The organism is Streptomyces sp. NPDC012825 (assembly GCF_042900925.1).
In the GTDB taxonomy this organism is placed as follows: Bacteria; Actinomycetota; Actinomycetes; order Streptomycetales; family Streptomycetaceae; genus Streptomyces.
In genome coordinates, this window is record NZ_JBIBBZ010000019.1 from 11,936 (window position 1) to 34,432 (window position 22,497).

The following is a 22,497-nucleotide window of genomic DNA, read 5'->3' on the forward strand; positions in this document are numbered from 1 at the left end:
TCCTCCGAATTCGTCCCGCACGCTCGGAATCCCGTGATCCACGGTGTGGCCGGAACGGATCCGGAATTCCTTCGGAGGTGATCCCGGAGCGTGTCGACCCGGCCGCACCCGGAGGGAATCGGACGATCTGGACAGCGCCTTGAATATCTATATGCTGACGCCATGCTTTCCGCCGCCTCCACGCCCGCGTCCGTGTCCACGTCCGCTTCCGCGCCCGTGCCGGCCGCCGCCTCCCGGCTGGCGAACGTCGGCTCGTCACCGGTACGGGAGATCCTGGCGCTCACGGCGCGACCCGAGGTGATCTCCTTCGCCGGCGGCCTGCCCGCCCCCGAGCTGTTCGACGTGGCCGGGATGCGGGACGCGTACGACCGGGTCTTCGCGGAGAACGCGCGGCACGCGCTCCAGTACTCGACGACCGAGGGCGACCCGGAGCTGCGCACCGCCGTCGCCGAGCGGCTCACCACGCGCGGACTGCCCACGGACGCCGACGACCTGCTCGTCACCACCGGCTCGCAGCAGGCCCTCACGCTGCTCACCACCGCCCTCGTCGAACCCGGCGCCGTGGTCCTCGTCGAGAACCCCTGCTACCTCGCCGCCCTCCAGACCTTCGGCTTCGCCGGTGCCCGCGTCGTCCCCGTGCCCACCGACGACCAGGGCATCCTCCCGGCCGCACTGGAGGAGATCGCGGTCCGCGAGAAGCCGACCCTCCTCTACGTCATCCCCACCTTCCAGAACCCCACCGGCCGCACCCTTCCCGCCGAGCGGCGCACCGCCGTCGCCGAGGCCGCGGCCCGGCACGGCTTCTGGATCGTCGAGGACGACCCGTACAGCGAACTGCGGTACGACGGCGAGCGCGTCCCCTGGATCGCGTCCGCCCCCGCGGCGGCCGACCGCACCGTCCTGCTCGGCTCCTTCTCCAAGGTGATGGCCCCCGGCCTCCGGCTCGGTCACCTCCGTGCCCCCGCCGGACTGCGCCGCTCCTGCGTCATCGCCAAGCAGGCCGCCGACCTGCACACCTCGACCATCGACCAGGCGGCGGCCGCCCGCTACCTGCGCGACAGGGACCTCGACGCGCACGTGGCGGTGATCCGCGCCGCCTACCAGGAGCGCAGGGACGCGATGCTCGAAGGCCTGCCGGCCGCGCTGCCGGAGGGCAGCCGCTGGAACAGGCCGGAGGGCGGCATGTTCGTCTGGGCGTCCCTGCCCGAGGGCCACGACGCCACGGCGCTCCTGAAGACCGCCGTCGGCCACGAGGTGGCGTACGTGCCGGGGGCGCCGTTCTTCTGCGGCGAGGCGGACCCCGGCGCCATGCGGCTCTCCTTCACGACGCACTCGCCCGACGAGATCAGGGAGGGCCTCCGCAGGCTCGCCAAGAGCTTCGCCTGAGACCGGGATCGGGTCCGGGGCTTGGGCCTGGGCTTGGGCTGTGGAGACGATCGCGGGCGCGTGCGTGCGACCCGCGCGCGTGGCCGAATTCTGCCGGTGCCTCCACGTGGTTCTCGCCGGACTTCGTGACGAAGGTGACGAACTGGCGGCCCCGGCCACCGTGACGTACTCCGGCCCACCGGCGGCACGGAACGGGCCGTGGAATGGGCCGACCGGGTGAGCTTCGGGCCCGGTCGGCCGCCACGCCGTCATCGCGCCGTGTCGCTGTTGGGCCGAACGGGTGAGGAGCGGGAGGATGGACCCATGAGTAGGTACGAGAGGTACGACGTCACCGACGAGCAGTGGGAGGGCCTCGCGCAGGTCGTACCCCTGCGCGGCCGTGACGAATGGCCGTCCAGGGTCGACCACCGCGCGATCCCCGAGCAGTACGAATCCGCCGAGCAGCGCCGCATGGTCGTGCTCCGCGTGCAGGTCTTCGCCGACGCCCGCGAGGTCGCCGAGTACCTCATCGCCCAGATCCCGGTCCTCCTCGACCTGACCGGCGCCGACACCGAGGTCGCCAAGCGGATCCTCGACTTCAGCAGCGGCGTCGTCTTCGGGCTCGGCAGCGGGATGCACCGCGTCGACCGGAACGTCTTCCTCCTCGCCCCGGCGGGCACGGAGGTCGAGGGCTCGGAGGACGCGGACGAGGAGGAGGTCGTGGGCGGCCGGGCCGCCGACGTCCCCCGATCGTAGGAAGCTCCACTCGGCGTAACGGTTCGTCGGGGAAAGAGCTGCGTACGGTCCGGACATGGACCTCACCTGCGGCTCCGCGCTCGCCCGCACACCGAAGAACCGCCCCTCCGTCCCCGCTCCCGCGTCCCCTTCCGATCCCGCCTCCCCTTCCGTTCCCGAGGCCGTCCCCGACGCCGTTCCCGCTTCCGGTGTCGCTCCTTCCTCCGACGCCGTTCCCGCTGCCGGGCCGCGCGTCCCGGAGGCCCGTACCCCTGCCGCGTCCACGCCCACGCCGGCTTCCGTGTCCGGGCCCGCCTCCGGGTCCGTGTCCGCTCCCGGGAGGGGCGCTTCCCTCCCGCGCGTCGACCGGCCCCGTGCCTCCGTCCCCGAGGCACGGGGCCCGGTCGTGCCGGAGCCCCGGGAGGGGCGGGCCGACGCCCGGCCCGCCGTCACCGAGTTGCGCCTCTCCGCGTTCGCCGGCCACCGCTCCGCCGTGCACGCGCTCGGACCCGTGACCCTCTTCGCGGGCCCCAGCGGCAGCGGCAAGACCACCGCCCTGCGCGCGTACGAGGCGCTGGCCCGGCTCTGCGCGGGCGACCCGCTCGACGAGGTGTTCCCGGACGCCGCCGACCTCGTCCCCGAGCGCGCCCGGCCCGACGCCCAGGGACGGCGCGGGTTCCGCATCGGGTGCACCGTCGACGGACCGAGGGGCCCCGTCCACCTCGACCTCGCGGTGCAGGCCGAGCCCCGGCTCCGCATCGTCGGCGAACGGCTCACCGCCCGGGGCCGCACCCTGCTCGCCACCGCCCTCCGCGACCCCGGCCGCAGCACCGTCCAGGCCGAGTGGCACACGGCGGGCGCCACCCCCGTCACCAGGGCACCGCTCCCCGACGACCTCCTCGGTACGGCCCTGCTGCCGCTGCGGGTCGCCGGCAAGACCCCAGGACAGCTGGAGGTCCTGGCCGCCGCCGAACAGGCGGTCGTCGGGCTGCGGTCCGCCTTCGCCTGCGACCCCCGGCCCGAGCGGATGCGGGCCCCCGTGCCGCCCGGCGAGGGACGGCTGCGGCGCGACTGCCGGAACCTCGCGGAGGTCCTGCACCGCACCCACAACGACTGCCCGCGCCGCCACCACCGCCTCGCGACCGTGGCGGGAGCGGGCTGTGCGGGGACCGTCACGGGGCTCGGGGTGCGGGAACTCCCGGACGGCACCGTCCGGGCGGTGCTCGAACGGGACGGCCGCCCCGCGACCCCGCTCGGCCGCCTCGGCGACGGCGAACTGCGCTACCTGGCGCTCGCGCTCACCCTGCTCACGGGCCCCGGGATCCTGGAGATGGACCGCATCGCCGAGGTGCCCGACGCCATGCAGAGCCTGACCCTGCTCGCCGACGGCCTCGACCGGGGCCTGGACCGGCGCCAGTCGGGCGAACTGCTCCGCCTCGCCGTGGACATCGCCGGGGACGGGCACATCCGCCTGGCGGGCACGGCGGGGGACCGCACGGCGGAGGAGGCCCGCCGAACGCCCGGGGTGACGGTGGTAGACCTGGACGGGTGACGGACGAAGACACGACGGACGACGGCGTGAACGGCAACGGCGCGACGGGCGACGATGTGGCGGGGCTCCGGCGCAGGCTGGTCGCGTTCGCGGCGGCCCGCGACTGGCAGCCCTACCACACGCCCAAGAACCTGGCGGCGGCCCTCAGCGTGGAGGCGGCCGAACTCCTGGAGATCTTCCAGTGGTTGACGCCCGAGCAGGCCGAGCGGGTGATGGAGGACCCGGAGTCGGCCCACCGGGTCGCCGACGAGGTGGCGGACGTGCTCGCCTACCTCCTCCAGTTCTGCGAGGCGCTCGGGATCGACCCGCTGGCCGCGCTCGCGGCCAAGATCGACCGCAACGAGGTCCGATTTCCCGCCAAGCGGCGGGGCGAAGGGGGTGAGGAGGGCCCCTGAACAGAGATCGTCACTCTTCGGAGTGATCGCCTTTTCCCCGTCAGGACTCCTGTCCACAGATTTCCGAATTCCCCTGGTGTTTGGGCTCAGGCCGCCTCACTCTGGGTAATGACTGAGTGGGTGGCAAGTCGTAGGAACGGGGGCGGTGTTGATGGAAGCGGAGCGGTTGATCGTGCTCGGCCGGCACGCGCTGGCGGAGAGCGGGACGGCACAGGACATCGTGGCGGAGGCCTGGCAGGCCCAGGCCCTCGCCCAGGCCATAGGGAGTCGTCTCGCGCTCTGCGGGCCGCAGGAGCTGCGGGGCGAGGCGCGGGGGCTGGGCGAGATCGGGGAGTATCCGGCGGTGTGGGGCGCCGGAGGGCCGCGCGCGGCCCGGCTGACCGAGGTCGCGGACCCCCACCGGACGCTGACCGCACTGGGGGAGCTGCTCGGCGAGGTGGGGATCGCCCTGGTGGGCGTGGCCTGCGCCACCGACGAGGAGGGGCTCTACTGGCAGTGCATCGAGGCGATCGACGCCACGGACGAATCGGGCGACCGGGTGCGCGGGATGTTACGGCGCCTGGCCGTCCGGGACGGCGAGCGCGCCCGCCCGCCCGACCCCGCCCGGGGCCGCGCGACCCCACGGCGGGAGCCGTCGTGCTGACGCCCCGGCCCGACCGGCCTTCGCCCTCCCGGGGGCGTCGGCCGGGAGGTCGGCCCGTATCCGACGGTGCAGGATGGAGGCATGGATCTTCGCATCTTCACCGAGCCCCAGCAGGGGGCCGACTACGACACCCTCCTCACCGTGGCCCGCGCCACCGAGGAGCTCGGCTTCGACGCATTCTTCCGCTCCGACCACTACCTCAGCATGGGGTCCGGCGACGGGCTGCCCGGCCCCACGGACGCCTGGATCACCCTGGCCGGCCTCGCCCGGGAGACGAAGAGGATCCGCCTCGGCACGCTGATGACGGCCGGCACCTTCCGGCTCCCCGGCGTCCTCGCCATCCAGGTCGCCCAGGTCGACCGGATGTCCGGCGGCCGGGTCGAACTGGGCCTGGGCGCGGGCTGGTTCGAGGAGGAGCACAAGGCCTACGGCATCCCCTTCCCGAAGGAGAAGTTCGGCCGCCTCGAAGAGCAGCTGGCGATCGTCACCGGTCTGTGGGAGACCGAGGTCGGCAAGACGTTCACCCACGAGGGGGAGTTCTACCGGCTCACCGACTCCCCGGCACTGCCCAAGCCCCTCCAGGAGAAGATCCCGGTCCTGATCGGCGGGCACGGCGCGACCCGCACCCCGAGGCTCGCCGCGCGGTACGCGGACGAGTTCAACATCCCGTTCGCCTCCCTGGAGGACAGCGAGAAGCAGTTCGGACGGGTGCGGGCCGCCGCCGAGGCGATCGGCCGGCCGGCCGGCGACCTGGTGTACTCCAACGCACTGGTCGTCTGCGTCGGCCGGGACGACGCCGAGGTGGCCCGCCGGGCCGCCGCCATCGGCCGTGACGTGGACGAGCTCAGGGCGAACGGCCTCGCCGGCTCGCCCGCCGAGGTCGTCGACAAGCTCGGCCGGTACGCGGCCATCGGCTCCTCCCGGGTCTACCTCCAGGTCCTGGACCTGGACGACCTGGACCACCTGGAGCTGATCTCCGCCCAGGTCCAGTCGCAGCTGGGCTGAGCGGAGAGGAGTGAGCCGATGAGACCGGTCCGTACGCTCGCCGAGGCCCTCGGGACGGAGGTCCTCGTCCTCGACGGCGGGCTCTCCAACCAACTGGAGGCGCGGGGCTGCGACCTCTCGGACGCGCTCTGGTCCGCGCGGCTCCTCGCCGACGGACCCGAGCGGATCGAGGAGGCGCACACGGCGTACGTACGGGCCGGGGCCCGGGTGCTCGTCACCTCCGGCTACCAGGCCACCTTCGAGGGCTTCGCCCGGCGGGGCGCGGACCGGGAGGAGGCGGCACGGCTGCTCGCCCGGAGCGTGGAGCTCGCGCGGTCGGCGGCGGAGGCCACGGAGGAGGAGGTCTGGGTCGCCGCGTCCGTCGGGCCGTACGGCGCGATGCTGGCGGACGGCAGCGAGTACCGGGGACGGTACGGGCTCTCCGTACGGGAGTTGGAGGCGTTCCACCGGCCCAGGATCGAGGTGTTCGCGGCGGCGGGGCCCGACGTCCTGGCGCTGGAGACGGTTCCGGACGCGGAGGAGGCGGAGGCGCTGCTGCGGGCGGCCGAGGGGTGCGGGGTGCCCGTGTGGCTGTCGTACACGGTCGAGGGCGGGCGGACCCGGGCCGGCCAGGACTTGGCGGAGGCGTTCGCGGTCGCCGCCGGGAACGACCGGGTGGTGGCGGTCGGGGTCAACTGCTGCGACCCGGCCGACGCGGGGCCCGCCGTGGAGACGGCCGTCGCCGTGACCGGGAAACCGGCCGTGGTCTACCCCAACAGCGGGGAGCGCTGGGACGCCGGGGCGCGGGACTGGCGCGGCGGATCCACCTTCGCCCCGGAGCGGGCCGCCGCCTGGGTCCGCTCCGGCGCCCGGCTCGTCGGCGGCTGCTGCCGGGTCGGCCCGGACACGATCACCGCCCTCGCCGAGACCCTGGCCGACACCGGAGCCGACGGCACCGGCTGACCCGGACGCCTCCCGCGCGCCCGGCCCCGCGCGCCCGGCCTGGCGCACCCGGTCCCGCCCGGCCTCGCGCGTCCGGTCCCGTGCGTCCGGTCCCGCCCGTCCGGGCGCGCGGAAAATGCCTGGTGGGGCGGCGAAGGGCGGCACCATACTCGAAGACGTGTTCCTGACGATCAGTACGACCGGCATCCCGGAGCGACCCGCGACCGACCTCGGATTCCTGCTGCACAAGCATCCCGAGCGGGCGCAGTCGTTCCCGACCTCGCACGGCACCGCGCACGTCCTCTACCCCGAGGCGAGCGCCGAGCGGTGCACGGCGGCGCTCCTCCTGGAGGTGGACCCCGTGGCGCTCGTGCGCCGCGGCAAGGGCAAGGGCCGGGGCGGCGCCCCGGACTCCGCGCTCGCGCAGTACGTGAACGACCGGCCCTACGCGGCGTCCTCACTGCTCGCCGTCGCGCTCGCCAAGGTCTTCAAGTCCGCGCTGCACGGCGACTGCAGGGCGATGCCCGAGCGGGCCGCCGCGCCGCTGCCGCTGCGGATCGAGGTCCCCGCGCTCCCCGCCCGGGGCGGCGCCGGGCTGGTGCGCGCACTGTTCGGCCCGCTGGGCTGGACCGTGGTGGAGGCCGAACCGGTCGCGCTGGACGCCGAGTTCCCCGAGTGGGGCGACTCGCGGTACGTGCGCCTCGTCCTTGAGGGCGAGCTGCGGCTCGCGGACGCCCTCAACCACCTGTACGTCCTGCTGCCCGTCCTCGACGACGCCAAGCACTACTGGGTCGCGCCCGACGAGGTCGACAAGCTGCTGCGCGCCGGTGACGGCTGGCTCGCCGGGCACCCCGAGCGGAAGCTGATCACGGAGCGCTACCTCTCCCGCCGCCGGGGCCTGGCCCGGGAGGCGACGGAACGACTCGAACTGGCCCGGCTCGCCGAGGCCGAGGGCCTGGACGTCGAGGACGTCGACAACGCCGTGGACGAGACGACCGACACCGAGGAACGCCCGGTGCCGCTCGCCCGGCAGCGACGGGACGCGATCCTGTCCGCGCTGCGCGAGGCCGGGGCGGCGCGCGTGCTCGACCTGGGCTGCGGACAGGGCCAGCTGGTGCAGGCCCTGCTCAAGGACCCGCGCTTCACCGAGGTCGTCGGCGTCGACGTGTCCGTCCGGGCCCTGACCGTCGCCGCGCGCCGGCTGCGGCTCGACCGCATGGGGGAGCGGCAGGCCGCCCGCGTGAAACTGGTGCAGGGCTCCCTCGCGTACACCGACAAGCGGCTGGCCGGTTACGACGCGGCCGTGCTCAGCGAGGTGATCGAGCACCTGGACCTGCCGAGGCTGCCGGCCCTGGAATACGCGGTGTTCGGCTCGGCCCGGCCCCGTACGGTCCTCGTGACCACGCCGAACGTCGAGTACAACGTGCGCTGGGAGACCCTGCCCGCCGGGCACGTCCGGCACAGCGACCACCGCTTCGAGTGGACCCGCGAGGAGTTCCGGACCTGGGCGGTCCGGGTGGCGGGGGAGTACGGGTACGAGGTCGGGTTCACCCCCGTCGGCCCCGACGACCCCGAGGTCGGACCGCCCACCCAGATGGCCGTCCTCACCCGTACCACCACAGAGAACAACGACGAGAACGACAAGAACGAGAAGGAGGGGCAGGCATGACCACCGTCACCGACAGCACCGCCGACACCACCGCCGCGCGCCGGACCCTGCCCGTCACCGACCTCTCCCTCGTCGTGCTCGTCGGCGCCACCGGCTCCGGCAAGTCCACCTTCGCGCGGCGCCACTTCAAGCCCACCGAGATCGTCTCCTCCGACTTCTGCCGGGGGCTCGTCGCCGACGACGAGAACGACCAGTCCGCCAGCCGGGACGCCTTCGACGTCCTCCACTACATCGCCGGCAAGCGCCTCGCCGCCGGGCGGCTCACCGTGGTCGACGCCACCAACGTGCAGCAGGAGGCCCGGCGGCAGCTCGTGCAGCTCGCCAGGACGTACGACGTGCTGCCGATCGCGATCGTCCTCGACCTGCCCGAGCAGGTGTGCCGCGAGCGGAACGCGACCCGCCCCGACCGGGCCGACATGCCCGCGCACGTCATCCAGCGCCACCGCCGCGAGCTGCGGCGTTCGCTGCGCGGACTGGAGCGCGAGGGCTTCCGCAAGGTCCACGTGCTGCGTTCCGTCGAGGAGGTCGAGGCTGCCGAGGTCGTCCTGGAGCGCCGCTTCAACGACCTGCGCCACCTCACCGGCCCCTTCGACGTCGTCGGCGACGTCCACGGTTGCAGCTCCGAGCTGGAGACCCTGCTCGGCAAGCTCGGCTACGTCGACGGGCACCACCCCGAGGGGCGCACGGCGGTCTTCGTCGGCGACCTGGTCGACCGGGGCCCCGACTCCCCGGGCGTCCTGCGCCGCGTCATGTCCATGGTGGCCTCCGGCGACGCCCTGTGCGTCCCCGGCAACCACGAGAACAAGCTCGGCCGCTGGCTGAAGGGCCGCAAGGTCCAGCGGACCCACGGACTGGCCGAGACGATCGAGCAGTTGGAGGGCGAGAGCGAGGAGTTCCGGGCCGAGGTCGCGACGTTCATCGACGGACTCGTCAGCCACTACGTCCTCGACGGCGGCGACCTCGTCGTCTGCCACGCCGGACTGCCGGAGAAGTACCACGGCCGCACCTCCGGCCGGGTGCGCTCGCACGCGCTGTACGGGGACACCACCGGCGAGACCGACGAGTTCGGGCTGCCCGTGCGCTACCCGTGGGCGGAGGAGTACCGGGGCCGGGCCACCGTCGTCTACGGGCACACCCCCGTGCCGAACACGTCCTGGGTCAACAACACCCTCTGCCTCGACACCGGGGCCGTCTTCGGCGGGAGGATGACCGCGCTGCGCTGGCCGGAGCGCGAACTGGTCGACGTACCGGCCGAGCGGGTCTGGTACGAGCCGGCCCGGCCGCTCGCGACCGCCGCGCCCGGCGGGCACCAGGGACGGCCCCTGGACCTGGCCGACGTGCACGGGCGGCGGACCGTGGAGACCCGGCAGCACGGCAACGTCGCCGTGCGCGAGGAGAACGCGGCGGCGGCCCTGGAGGTCATGAGCCGCTTCGCGGTCGACCCGCGCCTGCTCGCCTACCTGCCGCCGACCATGGCGCCGACCGCCACCTCGAAGGAGGAGGGCTACCTGGAGCACCCCGCCGAGGCCTTCGCCCAGTACCGGGCCGACGGCGTCGAACGGGTCGTGTGCGAGGAGAAGCACATGGGCTCCCGGGCCGTGGCCCTGGTCTGCCGGGACGCCGACGCGGCCCGCGAGCGCTTCGGCGCCGACGGGGTGACGGGCGTCCTGCACACCCGTACCGGACGCCCCTTCTTCGACGACGCCGCCGTCACCGAGGAGGTCCTCGCACGGCTGCGGACGGCGATCGGGGCCGCCGGGCTCTGGGAGGAACTCGACACGGACTGGCTGCTGCTCGACGGCGAACTGATGCCGTGGTCGCTCAAGTCGGCCGGTCTGCTCCGCGCGCAGTACGCGGCCGTCGGCGCCGCCTCGGGCGCCGTGCTGCCCGGTGCGATCGACGCCCTGCGACAGGCGGTGGAACGCGGCGTCGAGGGGCTCGACGGGCTGCTCGGCCGGCAGCGGGAGCGGGCGGTGGACGCGGAGGCCTTCACGGCCGCCTACCGCAGGTACTGCTGGCCGACCGAGGGCCTGGAGGGCGTGCGGTTCGCGCCCTTCCAGCTCCTGGCGGCGCGCGGGCGCTCGCTCGCGGCCGTGCCGCACGACGAGCAGCTCGCGTGGCTCGACCGGCTCGTGGAGCACGACCCGACCGGTCTGGTCCGGGTCACCCGCCGCCTCGTCGTCGACACGGGCGACGAGGCCTCGGTCCGCGCCGGCGTCGACTGGTGGCTGGAGCTGACCGGCGCGGGCGGCGAGGGCATGGTCGTCAAGCCGCTGGCGGCGCTCGTCCGCGACGGCAAGGGCCGGCTCGTCCAGCCGGGCGTGAAGGTCCGCGGCCGGGAGTACCTGCGGATCATCTACGGCCCCGAGTACACCCGCCCGGAGAACCTGGAGCGGCTGCGGCAGCGCTTCCTCGGCCACAAGCGGTCCCTCGCCCTGCGCGAGTACGCGCTCGGCCTGGAGGCGCTCGACCGGCTCGCCGACGGCGAACCGCTCTGGCGGATCCACGAGGCCGTCTTCGCGGTCCTCGCCCTGGAATCGGAGCCGGTCGACCCGAGGCTCTGAATCCGGGGCCCGTGTCCTCCCGCCCCCGCCGGACCGTTCCGGCGGGGGCGCGGGGGTGTCCGGGGCGGCGCTCCCCTGCGCCCCCTCGTGCTCGCTGACGCGTTGCTTCCGCACCCCCTAGCGTTCTTCACCCCGTCACGTGACGGAACGCCAACAGCGTGACGGGGAACGCCACACGAGCCGGGAACACGCCCGCGAAAGGCACCGGACGGGCACCGGCGGGGACCCTCCGGAGAAGGCTCGCGGGCGGTACGGGGGTGGTACGCGGACGGTGTGCCGCGCGGGACCGCGCCTCCGCCCGGACCGGACGGGGAGCCGCCGCCCGGGGCCGGCGGGGGGCCACGAACCGGCGTTGGGCCGTCGCGGGGGGACGGCCCAACGCCCCGGGCCGGAGGAGAGAACCGTACGCACCACACCGCACACCGCACGCACCACACCGCACGCACCACACCGCACGCACCACACCGCCGGTGACCCGCCCGCCGCGAGCGTCCCGGCGGTCGGCCGGGACAGGCGCCCCGTCCGACGGCCCCGCGCCGAAACGCGGGCCGCGGAGGCCCCCCTCCGTCAGGATGGACCCATGGGATTCCACGTCGATTCCGAGACCGGGCGGCTGCGCCGCGTCATCCTCCACCGCCCCGACCTGGAGCTGAAGCGGCTCACTCCGACCAACAAGGACACCCTCCTCTTCGACGACGTCCTCTGGGTGCGGCGGGCCCGGCAGGAGCACGACGGCTTCGCCGACGTGCTGCGCGACCGGGGCGTGGAGGTGCACCTCTTCGCGGACCTCCTGAGCGAGTCGCTCGAGGTCCCGGCCGCCCGCGCCCTCGTCCTGGACCGGGTCTTCGACGAGAAGGAGTACGGTCCGCTCGCCACCGACCACCTCCGGGCGGCCTTCGACTCGCTCGACGCCGTCGCGCTCGGCGAGGTGCTCGTCGGCGGGATGACGAAGCGGGAGTTCCTGGCGGCGCACCGGGAGCCGACCTCGGTCCGCTTCCACGCGCTCGACCTGGACGACTTCCTCCTCGGTCCGCTGCCCAACCACCTCTTCACCCGGGACACCTCGGCCTGGATCTACGACGGCGTCTCCATCAACGCCATGCGCTGGCCGGCCCGGCAGCGCGAGACGGTCCACTTCGAGGCGATCTACAAGCACCACCCGCTCTTCACCGGGCCCGGGGCGGGCCCCTTCCACCACTGGTCGGAGGGGCAGGCGGACTACCCGTCGACGATCGAGGGCGGGGACGTCCTGGTCATCGGCAACGGAGCCGTACTCATCGGGATGAGCGAGCGCACCACCCCGCAGGCGGTGGAGATGCTGGCCCGGGGCCTGTTCGCGGCCGGTTCGGCGCACACGATCGTCGCGCTCGACATGCCGAAGCGGCGCGCGTTCATGCACCTGGACACGGTGATGACGATGGTGGACCAGGACACGTTCACCCAGTACGCGGGGCTCGGCATGCTCCGCTCGTACACGATCGAGCCGGGGGACGCGGGGCAGCCCCTGCGGGTGACCGACCACCCGCCGGAGCGGATGCACGACGCGATCGCGGCTGCCCTGGGCCTCCCGGGGATCCGGGTCCTCACGGCGACCCAGGACGTGCACGCGGCCGAGCGCGAGCAGTGGGACGACGGGTGCAACGTGCTCGCCGTGGAGCCGGGGGTGGTCGTCGCGTACGAGCGGAACGTCACCACGAACACGCACCTGCGCAAGCAGGGCATCGAGGTGATCGAGATCCCCGGCAGCGAGCTGGGCCGGGGGAGGGGCGGTCCGCGCTGCATGAGCTGTCCGGTGGAGCGGGACGCCGTCTGACGGGCTCGGGGAGAGCGGCCGGGAGGGGGCTGTATATAAATGTTGAAGTGCGTATAGACTTCCAGGGTCCCCGATCGCCGTACCCGACCGTACCCACAGGAGCGCGACCCATGGCCACAGACCTCATCGGCCGCCACTTCCTCAAGGAGCTGGACTTCACCGCCGAGGAGTTCCGCGGTCTGGTCGCGCTCGCCGCCGACCTCAAGGCCGCCAAGAAGGCGGGTGCCGAGGTGCAGCGGCTGCGCGGCCGGAACATCGCCCTGATCTTCGAGAAGACCTCGACCCGCACCCGCTGCGCCTTCGAGGTCGCCGCCGCCGACCAGGGCGCCTCCACGACCTACCTCGACCCCTCGGGCTCCCAGATCGGCCACAAGGAGTCCTTCAAGGACACGGCCCGCGTCCTCGGCCGGATGTTCGACGGGATCGAGTACCGGGGGGACAGCCAGGCCGCGGTCGAGGAGCTCGCCGCCTTCGCGGGCGTGCCCGTCTTCAACGGCCTCACCGACGACTGGCACCCCACCCAGATGCTCGCCGACGTGCTCACCGTGACCGAGCACACGGACAAGCCGCTGGAGCGGGTCGCCTTCGCCTACCTCGGCGACGCCCGCTTCAACATGGGCAACTCCTACCTGGTCACCGGCGCCCTGCTCGGCATGGACGTCCGGATCGTCGCCCCGAAGGCGTACTGGCCGTCCGAGGGGGTCGTCGAGCGGGCCCGCGAGCTGGCCGGGAGGAGCGGCGCCACCGTCACGCTCACCGAGGACGTGGCGGAGGGGGTCCGGGGCGCCGACTTCGTGGCCACCGACGTCTGGGTCTCCATGGGCGAACCCAAGGAGGTCTGGGACGAGCGGATCGCCGCCCTCGCCCCGTACTCCGTGACCATGGACGTGCTGCGGGCCACCGGGAACCCGGACGTCAGGTTCCTGCACTGCCTGCCCGCCTTCCACGACCTGGGCACCGCCGTCGGCCGCGACATCCACGCCCGGCACGGCCTGACCGAGCTGGAGGTCACCGACGAGGTCTTCGAGTCGGCGCACTCGGTCGTCTTCGACCAGGCCGAGAACCGGATGCACACCATCAAGGCGGTCCTGGTCGCGACGCTGGCCGGGGCCGAGACCGGCACGGGAGCCGGGGCCGGGCTCGGAACCGGGACCGGGGCCGGGACCGGCGCCGTGGTCGAGGCGTGACGTTGCGCCCGATTGGGTGAATATGCGGCGTGCGGTTTACGATCGCACGGTTCAGGGGGGTTCGGGCTGGTAGGCCCGGACCCCCCTCACGCGTGCACGCACCAGAAACGAGAACCCCGCATGACCCCGTCCGCCGCGCGGATCAAGACGCCGCAGCAGCTCATCGCCGAGTCCGGCGCCGACCTCGAGGGCCACGGCCTCAAGCGCACCATGGGCCTCTTCCAGCTCATCTGCTTCGGCGTCGGCGCGATCGTGGGCACCGGCATCTTCGTCGGCCTCTCCGACAGCGTCGCGGAGGCCGGCCCCGCGGTCGTGGTCTCCTTCGTGCTCGCCGCGATCACCTGCGTCTTCACCGCCTTCTCCTTCGCGGAGCTGGGCAGCGCGATCCCGGTCTCGGGCTCCTCGTACTCCTTCGCCTACGCGAGCCTGGGCGAGCGGGCCGCCTTCCTCGTCGGCTGGTGCCTGCTCCTGGAGTACGGCGTGTCCGTCTCCGCCGTCGCGGTCGGCTGGAGCCAGTACCTCAACGAACTCCTCGAAAGCCTGACCGGCTGGCAGCTGCCCGCCGCGCTCTCCGCCGGGCCGGGCGAGGGCGGCGTGGTCAACCTGCCCGCCGTGGTCGTGATCCTGCTCGCCGCCACGCTCCTCGTGCGCGGGGTCCGCGAGAGCGCCCGGGCGACCGCCGCCATGGCCGTCCTCAAGATCGGCATCCTGATCGTCTTCTGCGCCGTCGGCTTCTCCGCCTTCCAGGACGGGCACCTCTCGCCGTTCACGGGCAGCGGCCTCGGCGGCATCACCGCCGGCGCCTCCGTGGCCTTCTTCTCGTACATCGGCTTCGACGCGATCACCACGGCCGGCGAGGAGGTGAAGAACCCGCGCCGCAACGTCCCGATCGCCATCCTCGTCTGCATCGGGATCGTCACCCTGCTCTACTGCGCCGTCGCGCTCTCCGCGATCGGGGCGCTCGGCGCCGACGCCGTCGCGAACAGCCCGGCCGCCCTCTCGGTCGTGGTGAACGAGGTCACCGGCTCGTCGGTCGGCGGCGGGGTCATCGCCTTCGGCGCGGTCGTCGCCATCGCCTCCGTCGTCCTCGCGGTGATGTACGGCCAGACCCGCATCCTGATGTCGATGTCCCGCGACGGGCTCGTCCCCCGGGTCTTCGAGCGGGTCTCCCCGAAGACCTCGACCCCCGTCGCCAACACCTGGACCGTGGCCGCCGTCTTCGCCGTGCCGGCCGCCTTCGCCCCGCTCGACGTGGTCGTCGACCTGACCACCATCGGCACCCTCGCCGTCATGGCGGTCGTCAACCTCGCGGTGATGGTGCTGCGCCGCCGTGCCCCCGAGCTGCAGCGCTCCTTCCGGGTGCCGCTCTTCCCGCTGAGCCCGGTGCTCGGCATCGGCTTCTGCCTGTACCTGATCTGGGGCACGGGCTGGGCGACCTGGCTGCAGTTCGCGGTGTTCCTGCTCGCGGGCGGACTGCTCTACGCGGTCTACGGGCGCCGCAACTCGCGGCTCGTCACCCCGGCGGACGGGGCTTAGCAGCCGCAGCGGCGGCCCTCGGCCGACGGTACGGGGCCGGGGGCGGCCCTACTCCCCGTCCCCGGCCAGGAAGGGCCGTACGAACTCCGCCCCCCGGTCCCGCAGCAGCTCGTGCAGGGCGGCGAAGACCTCCGCCGAGCGGCGGCCCGGCCAGTCGCCGGGGAGGAGCTCCGCCGGGAGGACGGGGTCGGCGTACGGGAGGCGGCGCCAGGAGTCGAGGGCGAGCAGATAGTCCCGGTAGGCGTCCTCGGGCCCGCCCGGGTCCTTCCGCCGGGCCCGCAGGACCGGCCCGTAGGCCGCCACGAACGTCTCGTGGAGGCCGGCGATCGCCGGCAGGTCCCACCAGCGGGCCGCCGCCTCCGCCGTCGCCGCGTACCCCAGGTGGTCGCCCCGGAAGAGGTCCACGTACGGGGAGAGCCCGAGGCGCTCCAGGGTGTTGCGGGTCTCCTCGTACAGGCGCGCGGGCGCGATCCAGACGCCCGGCGCCGCCGTGCCGAAGCCGAGGCGGCCGAGCCGGGACCGCAGCAGGTGCCGCTTGTGGCGCTCGGCCTCGGGCACCGAGAAGACGGCCAGGACCCAGCCCTCGGAGAGCTTCGGCTCACTCCGGGCGTAGATCCGGCGGTCGCCGTCGTCGAGGAGCCGGCGCGCGTCCTCCGAGAGGGCGTACCCGGCGGCCCCGTCCGCCGTGCGGCGCGGCAGCAGCAGGCCCCGCCGCTTCAGGCGCGACACCGAGGAGCGCACCGAGGGCGCGTCCACGCCGAGGACGGCGAGCAGCCGGACGAGCGCGGCCACCGGCACCGGCGAGCCGTCGGGCGTGCGCCCGTATTCGCCGTAGAGGGAGACGATCAGGGATCGGGGGGTGTGCTGCTCGGCCACGTGATCACTTTAGGCGCTGGGCGCGGGGGGTGTGCACACGTCAGGCGGGGTCACACGGGGTGCGGGGGCGCGCCGGACGACGGACCGCACCGGACGACGGACCGGACCCGACAACGGATCGGACGACGGACCGCGCCGGGTGCGGAACCGGGTCACACCGCCCCCCGGAGCCGGAAGCGCTGGAGCTTGCCCGTCGCCGTGCGCGGCAGCGCGTCCAGGAAGACGACCTCGCGGGGCGACTTGTACGGGGCGAGGCGGGCGCGCACGAAGGCCCGCAGCGCGGCGGCCGTGCTCGCGTCGCGCGGCACCCCGTCCCGTACCACCGCGTACGCCACGACGACCTGGCCGCGCAGCTCGTCCGGGCGGCCCACCACGGCCGTCTCCACCACGTCGGGGTGGCCGAGGAGGACCTCCTCGACCTGGGGCCCCGCGATGTTGTACCCGGCCGAGATGATCATGTCGTCGGCGCGCGAGACGTACCGGAACCAGCCGTCGGGGTCGCGGACGTACGTGTCGCCCGTGACGTTCCAGCCGTTCCGCACGTACTCGGTCTGACGGGGGTCGTCCAGATAGCGGCAGCCGACCGGGCCGCGCACCGCGAGCAGCCCCTCCCGGCCGTCCGGGACCTCGCGGCCCTCCCGGTCGACGACCCTGGCCCGCCAGCCGGGGACCGGGCGGCCGGTGGTGCCGGGGCGGACGTCGCCGTCGGCGGCCGAGAGGAAGATGTGCAGCAGTTCGGTCGAGCCGATGCCGTTGATCAGGCGCAGCCCCGTGCGGGCGTACCAGGACCGCCAGGTCGCCTCCGGCAGGTCCTCCCCGGCGGAGACGCAGCGGCGCAGCGAGCCGGTGTCCGGGGCGGTGCCCCGGGCCAGCTCGCCGAGCATGACGCGGTAGGCGGTCGGGGCGGTGAGGAGGACCGAGATCCGGTACCGCTCGATCGCCGCGAGGAGCTGCTGCGGGCCGGCCTGTTCGAGGAGGACCGCGCTCGCTCCGGCCCGCAGGGGGAAGACGACGAGCCCGCCGAGGCCGAAGGTGAAGGCGAGCGGCGGCGAACCGGCGAAGACGTCGTCGGGCAGCGGGCGCAGGACGTGCGCGGAGAAGGTGTCGGCGACGGCCAGGACGTCCCGGTGGAAGTGGACGCACCCCTTGGGGCGGCCGGTGGTGCCGGAGGTGAAGGCGATGAGGGCCACGTCGTCGGCGGCGGTCGGCACGGCCGCGTACGGGCCGGGGCGGCGGGCGGCGAGGGCCAGGAGGTCGTCCGGGCCGTCCCCGCCGAACGGGGTGATCCGGAGCCCGGGGATCCCGGCCGCGAGGAGCTCGCCGAGGGAGCGGGCGTCGCAGAGTGCGTGGGTGCAGCGGGCCGCGTCCGCCATGACGGCCAGTTCGGGGGCGCGCTGCTGGGCCAGAACGGTGACGGCGATCCCGCCGGCCTTCATCACGGCGAGCCAGCAGGCGGCCAGCCAGGGGGTGGTCGGCCCGCGGAGCAGGACCCGGTTGCCGGGCACGAGGCGCAGGTCGGTGGTGAGGACGTGGGCCATCCGGTCGACCCGGTCCCGCAGCTCCCCGTAGCTCCAGACCCCGCCCTCGTCGTCGTGGAAGGCGGGCCGGTCGGCGCCGAAACGTTCCACCGTGCGGTCGAGGAGTTCCGCCCCGCAGTTGAGCCGGTCGGGGTACGCGAGCCCGGGGAGGTCGAAGAGGAGCCGGGGCCACCGCTCCGGCGGCGGCAGCCGGTCGCGGGCGAAGGCGTCGAGGTGGGCCGAGGGCGTCAGCTCCATGGGTCCGTCCCCCTGACGTGACGGGGCCGCCGGTCGCTCCACGAACATAACGTGGGACCGGCGGCAGTCGTTAAACCGCGACAAGCCCGCCGGGACGCGCCGGTACGAGGGCGCCGGAGGCCGGCGCTGTGACGAGGGCGCCGAAGGGCGCCGGAGAGGGCCCGCATGCCCGCATTCTCACTCGAACCGGAACGGACCACCCGGCGGGGGCGGCTCCGCACCCTCCCCGCCGAGCCCCGCGTGCCCGCCACCGCGAGGAAGCCCGGCACCCTCCTCGCCCGGGTCACCGCCCACGCCGCCGACGTCGAGGACCACCGGGCGCGGGCCCACGAACCGGGCCCCGTCCGGCGGGGACTGGCGGGCCGTGACCAGCCCGCGACGGCCGTGACCGGAGTCGTACGCCTCCGGGACGAACAGGCCCTGGTGGAGCCGGACGGCTTCGCGGTCCCGGACGAGCCCGCGCCCGCTTGATCAACTGGTCGCCCTCCCGGACCGGGCTTAGGGTCGAAAAGGTGGGCCGGCCGGCCCACGGCTCCCTCCCGTGAGGGCGTTACGCGCCATGAACGCTCATGCCTAGCACCCCGAAGCCGACGAATCCCACGGTGACCGCACCCCGTGGGAGCGGAGGAGACGGCAAGGGCATCGCCCTGTTCGTGATCGCCTCCTGCCAGCTGATGGTCGTCCTCGACATCACGATCGTGAACATCGCGCTCCCGCACATCCAGAGCGCGCTCGACTTCTCGACCACCAGCCTCGCCTGGGTCGTCAACGCCTACACGCTCACCTTCGGCGGCTTCCTCCTCCTCGGCGGCCGCTTCGGCGACATCCTGGGGCGTCGGCGCGTCTTCATGTTCGGCGTGCTGCTCTTCGGACTGGCCTCCCTCTTCTGCGGGTTGGCCCAGAGCGAGTGGCAACTCCTCGCCGCCCGCGCCGTCCAGGGCGTCGGCGGCGCCATCGCCTCGCCGACCGCGCTCTCCCTCATCACCACGACCTTCGACGAGGGCCCCGAACGCAACCGCGCCTTCGGCGTGTTCGCCGCCGTCTCGGCCGGCGGCAGCGCGATCGGCCTGGTGGCCGGCGGCATGCTCGTCCAGTGGCTCGACTGGCGCTGGATCTTCTTCGTCAACGTGCCCATCGCCCTGCTGATCGCCTTCCTGACCCCCCGCCACGTCAAGGAGTCGGAGCCGCGCCCCGGCCACTTCGACGTCACCGGTGCGCTGACCTCGACGCTCGGCATGGTGGCGTTGGTGTACGGGTTCATCCGGGCCGCCCAGGAGGGCTGGCGCGATCCGTACACGATCGGCTCGTTCGTCGCGGCGGTCGTCTTCCTGGCCGCGTTCATCCTGGTCGAGCGCCGCTCCCAGCAGCCCATCACCCCGCTGCGCATGTTCGCCGACCGCAACCGCTCGGGCACCTACGCCATCATGCTGTGCCTGGCGGCGGCGATCTTCGGCATGTTCTTCTTCCTCACGCTCTTCGTGCAGCAGGTGCTCGGCTTCAGCCCCCTGCGGGCGGGCCTCGCGTTCCTGCCGGTCAGCGCGATCATCGCGGTCGGCGCCGGACTCACGTCCAACCTGCTGCCCCGGTACGGCCCGAAGCCCTTCATGGTGACGGGCTCGGTGCTCGCCGCCGCGGGCCTGGCCTGGCTGACCCTGACGGACGTGCACTCCAGCTACCTGGGGAGCATCCTCGGCCCGATCCTGGTCTTCGGTCTCGGCATGGGCCTGATGTTCGTCTCGCTGACCATCATGGCGCTGTCGAACGTCGAACCGCGTGACTCGGGCGCCGCGTCCGGCCTGCTCAACGCCATGCAGCAGGTCGGCGGATCACTCGGCCTGTCGATCCTGGTCACGGTCTTCGGCACGGCCAGCCGCAACGAGGCCGAGAAGCAGGTGCCGGCCTTCCTGTCCCAGGCGAACCCCCTGGAGAAGGCGCAGTTCGCCGAGACGGGCCAGCTGCCGCCGCCCTGGGGCGACCAGGTCCTGACCTCGGGCGTCTCGGCGGGCTTCGTCACGGCGGCGATCTTCGCCGCGGTGGCCGCCCTGATCGCCCTCGTCGTCATCCAGGTCCGCGCCTCGGACATCGAACGCCTCAAGGGCGGCGCGGGCATGATGCCGGGCGGCTAGGCCGTCTCGTCTGGATCACCGGGCGGATCGGATGAAGATGTCCGCCATGTGAGGGTCGGTCAGGTGGACGGGCGGAGTCCGTACCTGCCGAGGACGATCTGGAGGAACTCGTCGGCGATCTCCTCCAGAGTGGCGTCGACCCACCCGACGACCCAGTCGTGCATCAGGCCGTTCACGGCGCCGATGAGGGCCGCGGCGGTGATGCGGTGGTCACCTGCCGGGATCTCGCCGCGCTCGGCGGCGTCTCCCGAGATCCGGTTCAGCAACTCGACCCAGACGGCGCGACGCTCAAGACGTTGACGGTTGATGCGCGGACTGACCCCGACGATCTCGACATAGGCGATGCGCGCATGGCGCAGGTCGCCGGCGGCGCCCTTGATGTAGGCGTGGGCGTAGGCGGTGATCCGCTCCGGCAGAGGAAGGTGTTCGACGTCGGGCAACATGTCGATGACCGCCTTCTCGGCGACCTCGTTGACGTACAGGTGAAGGTCTGCGAGCAGGTCTTCGAGCGTGCGGTACTCCTCGTAGAACTGGCGGGTCGACAGTCCGGCCGCTTTGCACAGGTCCCCGAGCCTGGTCGCCCGGTATCCGGGGCCGGCACCGAACAGGTCCAGGCCCGCCTCGCGGAACCGCCCGCGTCGCTCGGCCCGCCGCTCGGCCGCGTCCCTGCCCCCGTAACGGCCCTGTGCCGGAGTGGTTCTTCCCGTCACCGCAACCCCCCTGCCCGGTGGTACGCACAATCCTCCCGCACGGGCCTTGCGCCGCCCGCGGGTGCCTCCCTACCATCCGGTAACCCAAGTCTGAAATTGTCGGTGTTCAGACTTGGGGAGTCGTGCAAGCCCACGAAGCGAGCGCCCCCTGGACTCGAGAACGCCCGGAACCGCCGACGATCAGTGATCGGACCGTCGCTGCCACGCCTCACGGCAGAGCGTGTTTCGCGCTCCGGCACCGCAGGCCGGCTCGATGCACAGCAGCTCCCGTTTCCCGCCCATCCCGGCACCACTCCCTTTGGAGGAGCGAAACATGCACGCTGCGTCATCAGCCCCCGCTCCGAGCAGTCCCGAGCGGACCGGCAACAGCCAGACCGGCACCACCCGCCGCCGGCGGCTGTGGAGCATCGCCGCCGCAGCCCTGCTGACCGCCGGCACCGTCGTGCCCGCGAGCACCGCGCAGGCGGCGCCCACGCTCCAGGAGGTGATGCTGGTCGGCAACAACTGGGAGGGCACCGCCGACGTCATCAGGTCCACGGGGGACTTCACCAAGGTCGGCCGGATCAACCTGGTCCCCGACAAGAGCGAACGCCTGTGGGAGATCTACACCGACCCGGTCAGGCTGGCCTTCTTCCTGGGCATCCGGGAGACCGCCGGCGAGGGCCACGACCAGTTCGTCGACGACATGTACACCACCCCCGACGGCTCGGCGATCGTGGTGTCACGGCCCAGCTTCGGCGACGTGGCCTCCATCGACACCGCCACCGGGAAGCTCGAGTGGCGCTTCCGCGTCGCGGGCTACCGGGCCGACCACATGGCCGTCTCCCCTGACGGGACACGGGTCGCGGTGTCGGCCTCGACCGGCAACACCGTGCACGTCCTGGACATCCGCACGGGCCGGCAGATCGGCTCCTTCGCCACCGGCGACAAGCCCCACGAGAACGTCTTCACCCGCGACGGCAAGATCTGGAACATGTCGATCGGCGAGGTCAACAACGACTTCGACGCGCCCTGGCAGGACTTCCTCAAGGGCGACCGCAAGATCACCGTGGCGGATGCCCGGACCCTCGAGGTGGTCAGGACCATCGACATGCGGGAGCGGCTGAACGCCTTCCCCGGAGGCAAGGACCACTCCGACTCGATCCGGCCGGTCGCCTTCACCCCCGACGAGTCCAAGATGTACTTCCAGGTCTCCTTCTTCAGCGGCTTCTTCGAGTACGACGTCGCCACCGACAAGATCACCCGCATGAAGACCCTGCCGAAGAACCCCGCCACCAGTGACGACCGCACCACCTACGTCAACGACTCCCGCCACCACGGCATGTCCATGAACCCCGACGGCACCAGGCTGTGCATCGCCGGAACCATGGACGACTACGCCACCGTCGTCGACCGCACCACCCTCCGGGAGGGGCCCCTGGTCCCCGCCGCCAAGCCCTACTGGGCCACCGTCAGCGGCGACGGCCGAGCCTGCGTCATCTCCGAGAGCGGCGCCGACCAGGTCACCGCCATCAGCTTCGCCACCGGCCGGAAGATCACCTCCGTACCCGTCGGCGACCACCCGCAACGGGTGCGCATCGCCCACCTCCCTGCCGGCTGGACGAGCCCGACCGACTGACCGCTCC

At 73.2% G+C, this 22,497-nt stretch carries 18 protein-coding genes; 15 read left to right on the top strand and 3 right to left on the bottom strand.

Annotation, left to right across the window (positions count from 1 at the left end; all coding sequences use genetic code 11):
- Positions 1-162 precede the first annotated feature (162 nt).
- The 12 genes from ACFY7E_RS27835 to ACFY7E_RS27890 all read left to right on the top strand — a co-directional run bounded on the left by ACFY7E_RS27835 (position 163) and on the right by ACFY7E_RS27890 (position 15,385).
- Positions 163-1,386: a PLP-dependent aminotransferase family protein gene (locus tag ACFY7E_RS27835; RefSeq protein ID WP_389489513.1), complete on the top strand. Its 1,224-nt coding sequence runs from the start codon at positions 163-165 to the stop codon at positions 1,384-1,386.
- Positions 1,387-1,689: 303 nt separating this feature from the next.
- Positions 1,690-2,121, top strand: coding sequence for a cell division protein SepF (locus tag ACFY7E_RS27840; protein WP_389489515.1), 432 nt, complete (start codon positions 1,690-1,692; stop codon positions 2,119-2,121).
- 385 nt (positions 2,122-2,506) lie between these two features.
- Positions 2,507-3,652 carry an ATP-binding protein gene (locus tag ACFY7E_RS27845; protein ID WP_389489518.1) on the top strand — a complete coding sequence of 382 codons (1,146 nt, stop codon included), beginning with the start codon at positions 2,507-2,509 and terminating at the stop codon, positions 3,650-3,652.
- Entirely contained in the window at positions 3,649-4,047 is a 399-nt protein-coding gene (locus ACFY7E_RS27850; protein ID WP_389489520.1) for a nucleotide pyrophosphohydrolase, read from the top strand. The genes ACFY7E_RS27845 and ACFY7E_RS27850 overlap by 4 nt, the downstream gene beginning before the upstream one ends.
- Before the next feature lie 151 nt (positions 4,048-4,198).
- On the top strand, positions 4,199-4,690 hold the full coding sequence (locus ACFY7E_RS27855; protein WP_389489713.1) for a DUF6099 family protein: 492 nt from the start codon (positions 4,199-4,201) through the stop codon (positions 4,688-4,690).
- Positions 4,691-4,771: 81 nt separating this feature from the next.
- On the top strand, positions 4,772-5,695 hold the full coding sequence (locus tag ACFY7E_RS27860) for an LLM class F420-dependent oxidoreductase (RefSeq protein ID WP_389489522.1): 924 nt from the start codon (positions 4,772-4,774) through the stop codon (positions 5,693-5,695).
- Positions 5,696-5,713: 18 nt separating this feature from the next.
- Positions 5,714-6,637 (top strand): homocysteine S-methyltransferase, encoded by a 924-nt coding sequence (mmuM, locus tag ACFY7E_RS27865; RefSeq protein ID WP_389489524.1) that lies wholly within the window; start codon positions 5,714-5,716, stop codon positions 6,635-6,637.
- A 157-nt stretch (positions 6,638-6,794) separates the two neighbouring features.
- Positions 6,795-8,285, top strand: a complete 1,491-nt coding sequence (locus ACFY7E_RS27870) for a 3' terminal RNA ribose 2'-O-methyltransferase Hen1 (RefSeq protein WP_389489527.1) — start codon at positions 6,795-6,797, stop codon at positions 8,283-8,285.
- Complete coding sequence (locus ACFY7E_RS27875; RefSeq protein WP_389489529.1) at positions 8,282-10,849, top strand: polynucleotide kinase-phosphatase; 2,568 nt, start codon at positions 8,282-8,284, stop codon at positions 10,847-10,849. Before ACFY7E_RS27870 ends, ACFY7E_RS27875 begins: the two co-directional genes overlap by 4 nt.
- A gap of 580 nt (positions 10,850-11,429) precedes the next feature.
- Positions 11,430-12,662: an arginine deiminase gene (locus ACFY7E_RS27880; protein WP_389489531.1), complete on the top strand. Its 1,233-nt coding sequence runs from the start codon at positions 11,430-11,432 to the stop codon at positions 12,660-12,662.
- 110 nt (positions 12,663-12,772) lie between these two features.
- The gene (argF, locus tag ACFY7E_RS27885) at positions 12,773-13,849 is read left to right on the top strand and encodes an ornithine carbamoyltransferase (protein ID WP_389489534.1); all 1,077 of its coding nucleotides are present in this window, start codon (positions 12,773-12,775) and stop codon (positions 13,847-13,849) included.
- Positions 13,850-13,969: 120 nt separating this feature from the next.
- Complete coding sequence (locus tag ACFY7E_RS27890; protein ID WP_389489536.1) at positions 13,970-15,385, top strand: amino acid permease; 1,416 nt, start codon at positions 13,970-13,972, stop codon at positions 15,383-15,385.
- Positions 15,386-15,433: 48 nt separating this feature from the next.
- Here the strand turns inward: ACFY7E_RS27890 and ACFY7E_RS27895 are convergent, their stop codons facing one another.
- Both ACFY7E_RS27895 and ACFY7E_RS27900 read right to left on the bottom strand, forming a co-directional pair.
- Positions 15,434-16,261 carry a PaaX family transcriptional regulator C-terminal domain-containing protein gene (locus ACFY7E_RS27895; protein WP_389489539.1) on the bottom strand — a complete coding sequence of 276 codons (828 nt, stop codon included), beginning with the start codon at positions 16,259-16,261 and terminating at the stop codon, positions 15,434-15,436.
- 152 nt (positions 16,262-16,413) lie between these two features.
- Positions 16,414-18,036 carry an AMP-binding protein gene (locus tag ACFY7E_RS27900; protein WP_389489542.1) on the bottom strand — a complete coding sequence of 541 codons (1,623 nt, stop codon included), beginning with the start codon at positions 18,034-18,036 and terminating at the stop codon, positions 16,414-16,416.
- Between the two features lie 165 nt (positions 18,037-18,201).
- On the opposite strand from ACFY7E_RS27900, the gene ACFY7E_RS27905 reads away from it, so the two are divergent.
- Both ACFY7E_RS27905 and ACFY7E_RS27910 read left to right on the top strand, forming a co-directional pair.
- Positions 18,202-18,507 carry a hypothetical protein gene (locus ACFY7E_RS27905; protein WP_389489544.1) on the top strand — a complete coding sequence of 102 codons (306 nt, stop codon included), beginning with the start codon at positions 18,202-18,204 and terminating at the stop codon, positions 18,505-18,507.
- A 98-nt stretch (positions 18,508-18,605) separates the two neighbouring features.
- On the top strand, positions 18,606-20,162 hold the full coding sequence (locus tag ACFY7E_RS27910) for an MFS transporter (RefSeq protein ID WP_389489547.1): 1,557 nt from the start codon (positions 18,606-18,608) through the stop codon (positions 20,160-20,162).
- A gap of 59 nt (positions 20,163-20,221) precedes the next feature.
- Here ACFY7E_RS27910 and ACFY7E_RS27915 read toward each other — a convergent pair whose 3' ends face one another.
- Entirely contained in the window at positions 20,222-20,872 is a 651-nt protein-coding gene (locus ACFY7E_RS27915; protein WP_389489549.1) for a TetR/AcrR family transcriptional regulator, read from the bottom strand.
- A gap of 313 nt (positions 20,873-21,185) precedes the next feature.
- Here ACFY7E_RS27915 and ACFY7E_RS27920 point away from each other — a divergent pair, with 313 nt between their 5' ends.
- Positions 21,186-22,490, top strand: coding sequence for a YncE family protein (locus ACFY7E_RS27920; protein ID WP_389489551.1), 1,305 nt, complete (start codon positions 21,186-21,188; stop codon positions 22,488-22,490).
- Positions 22,491-22,497: the final 7 nt, after the last annotated feature.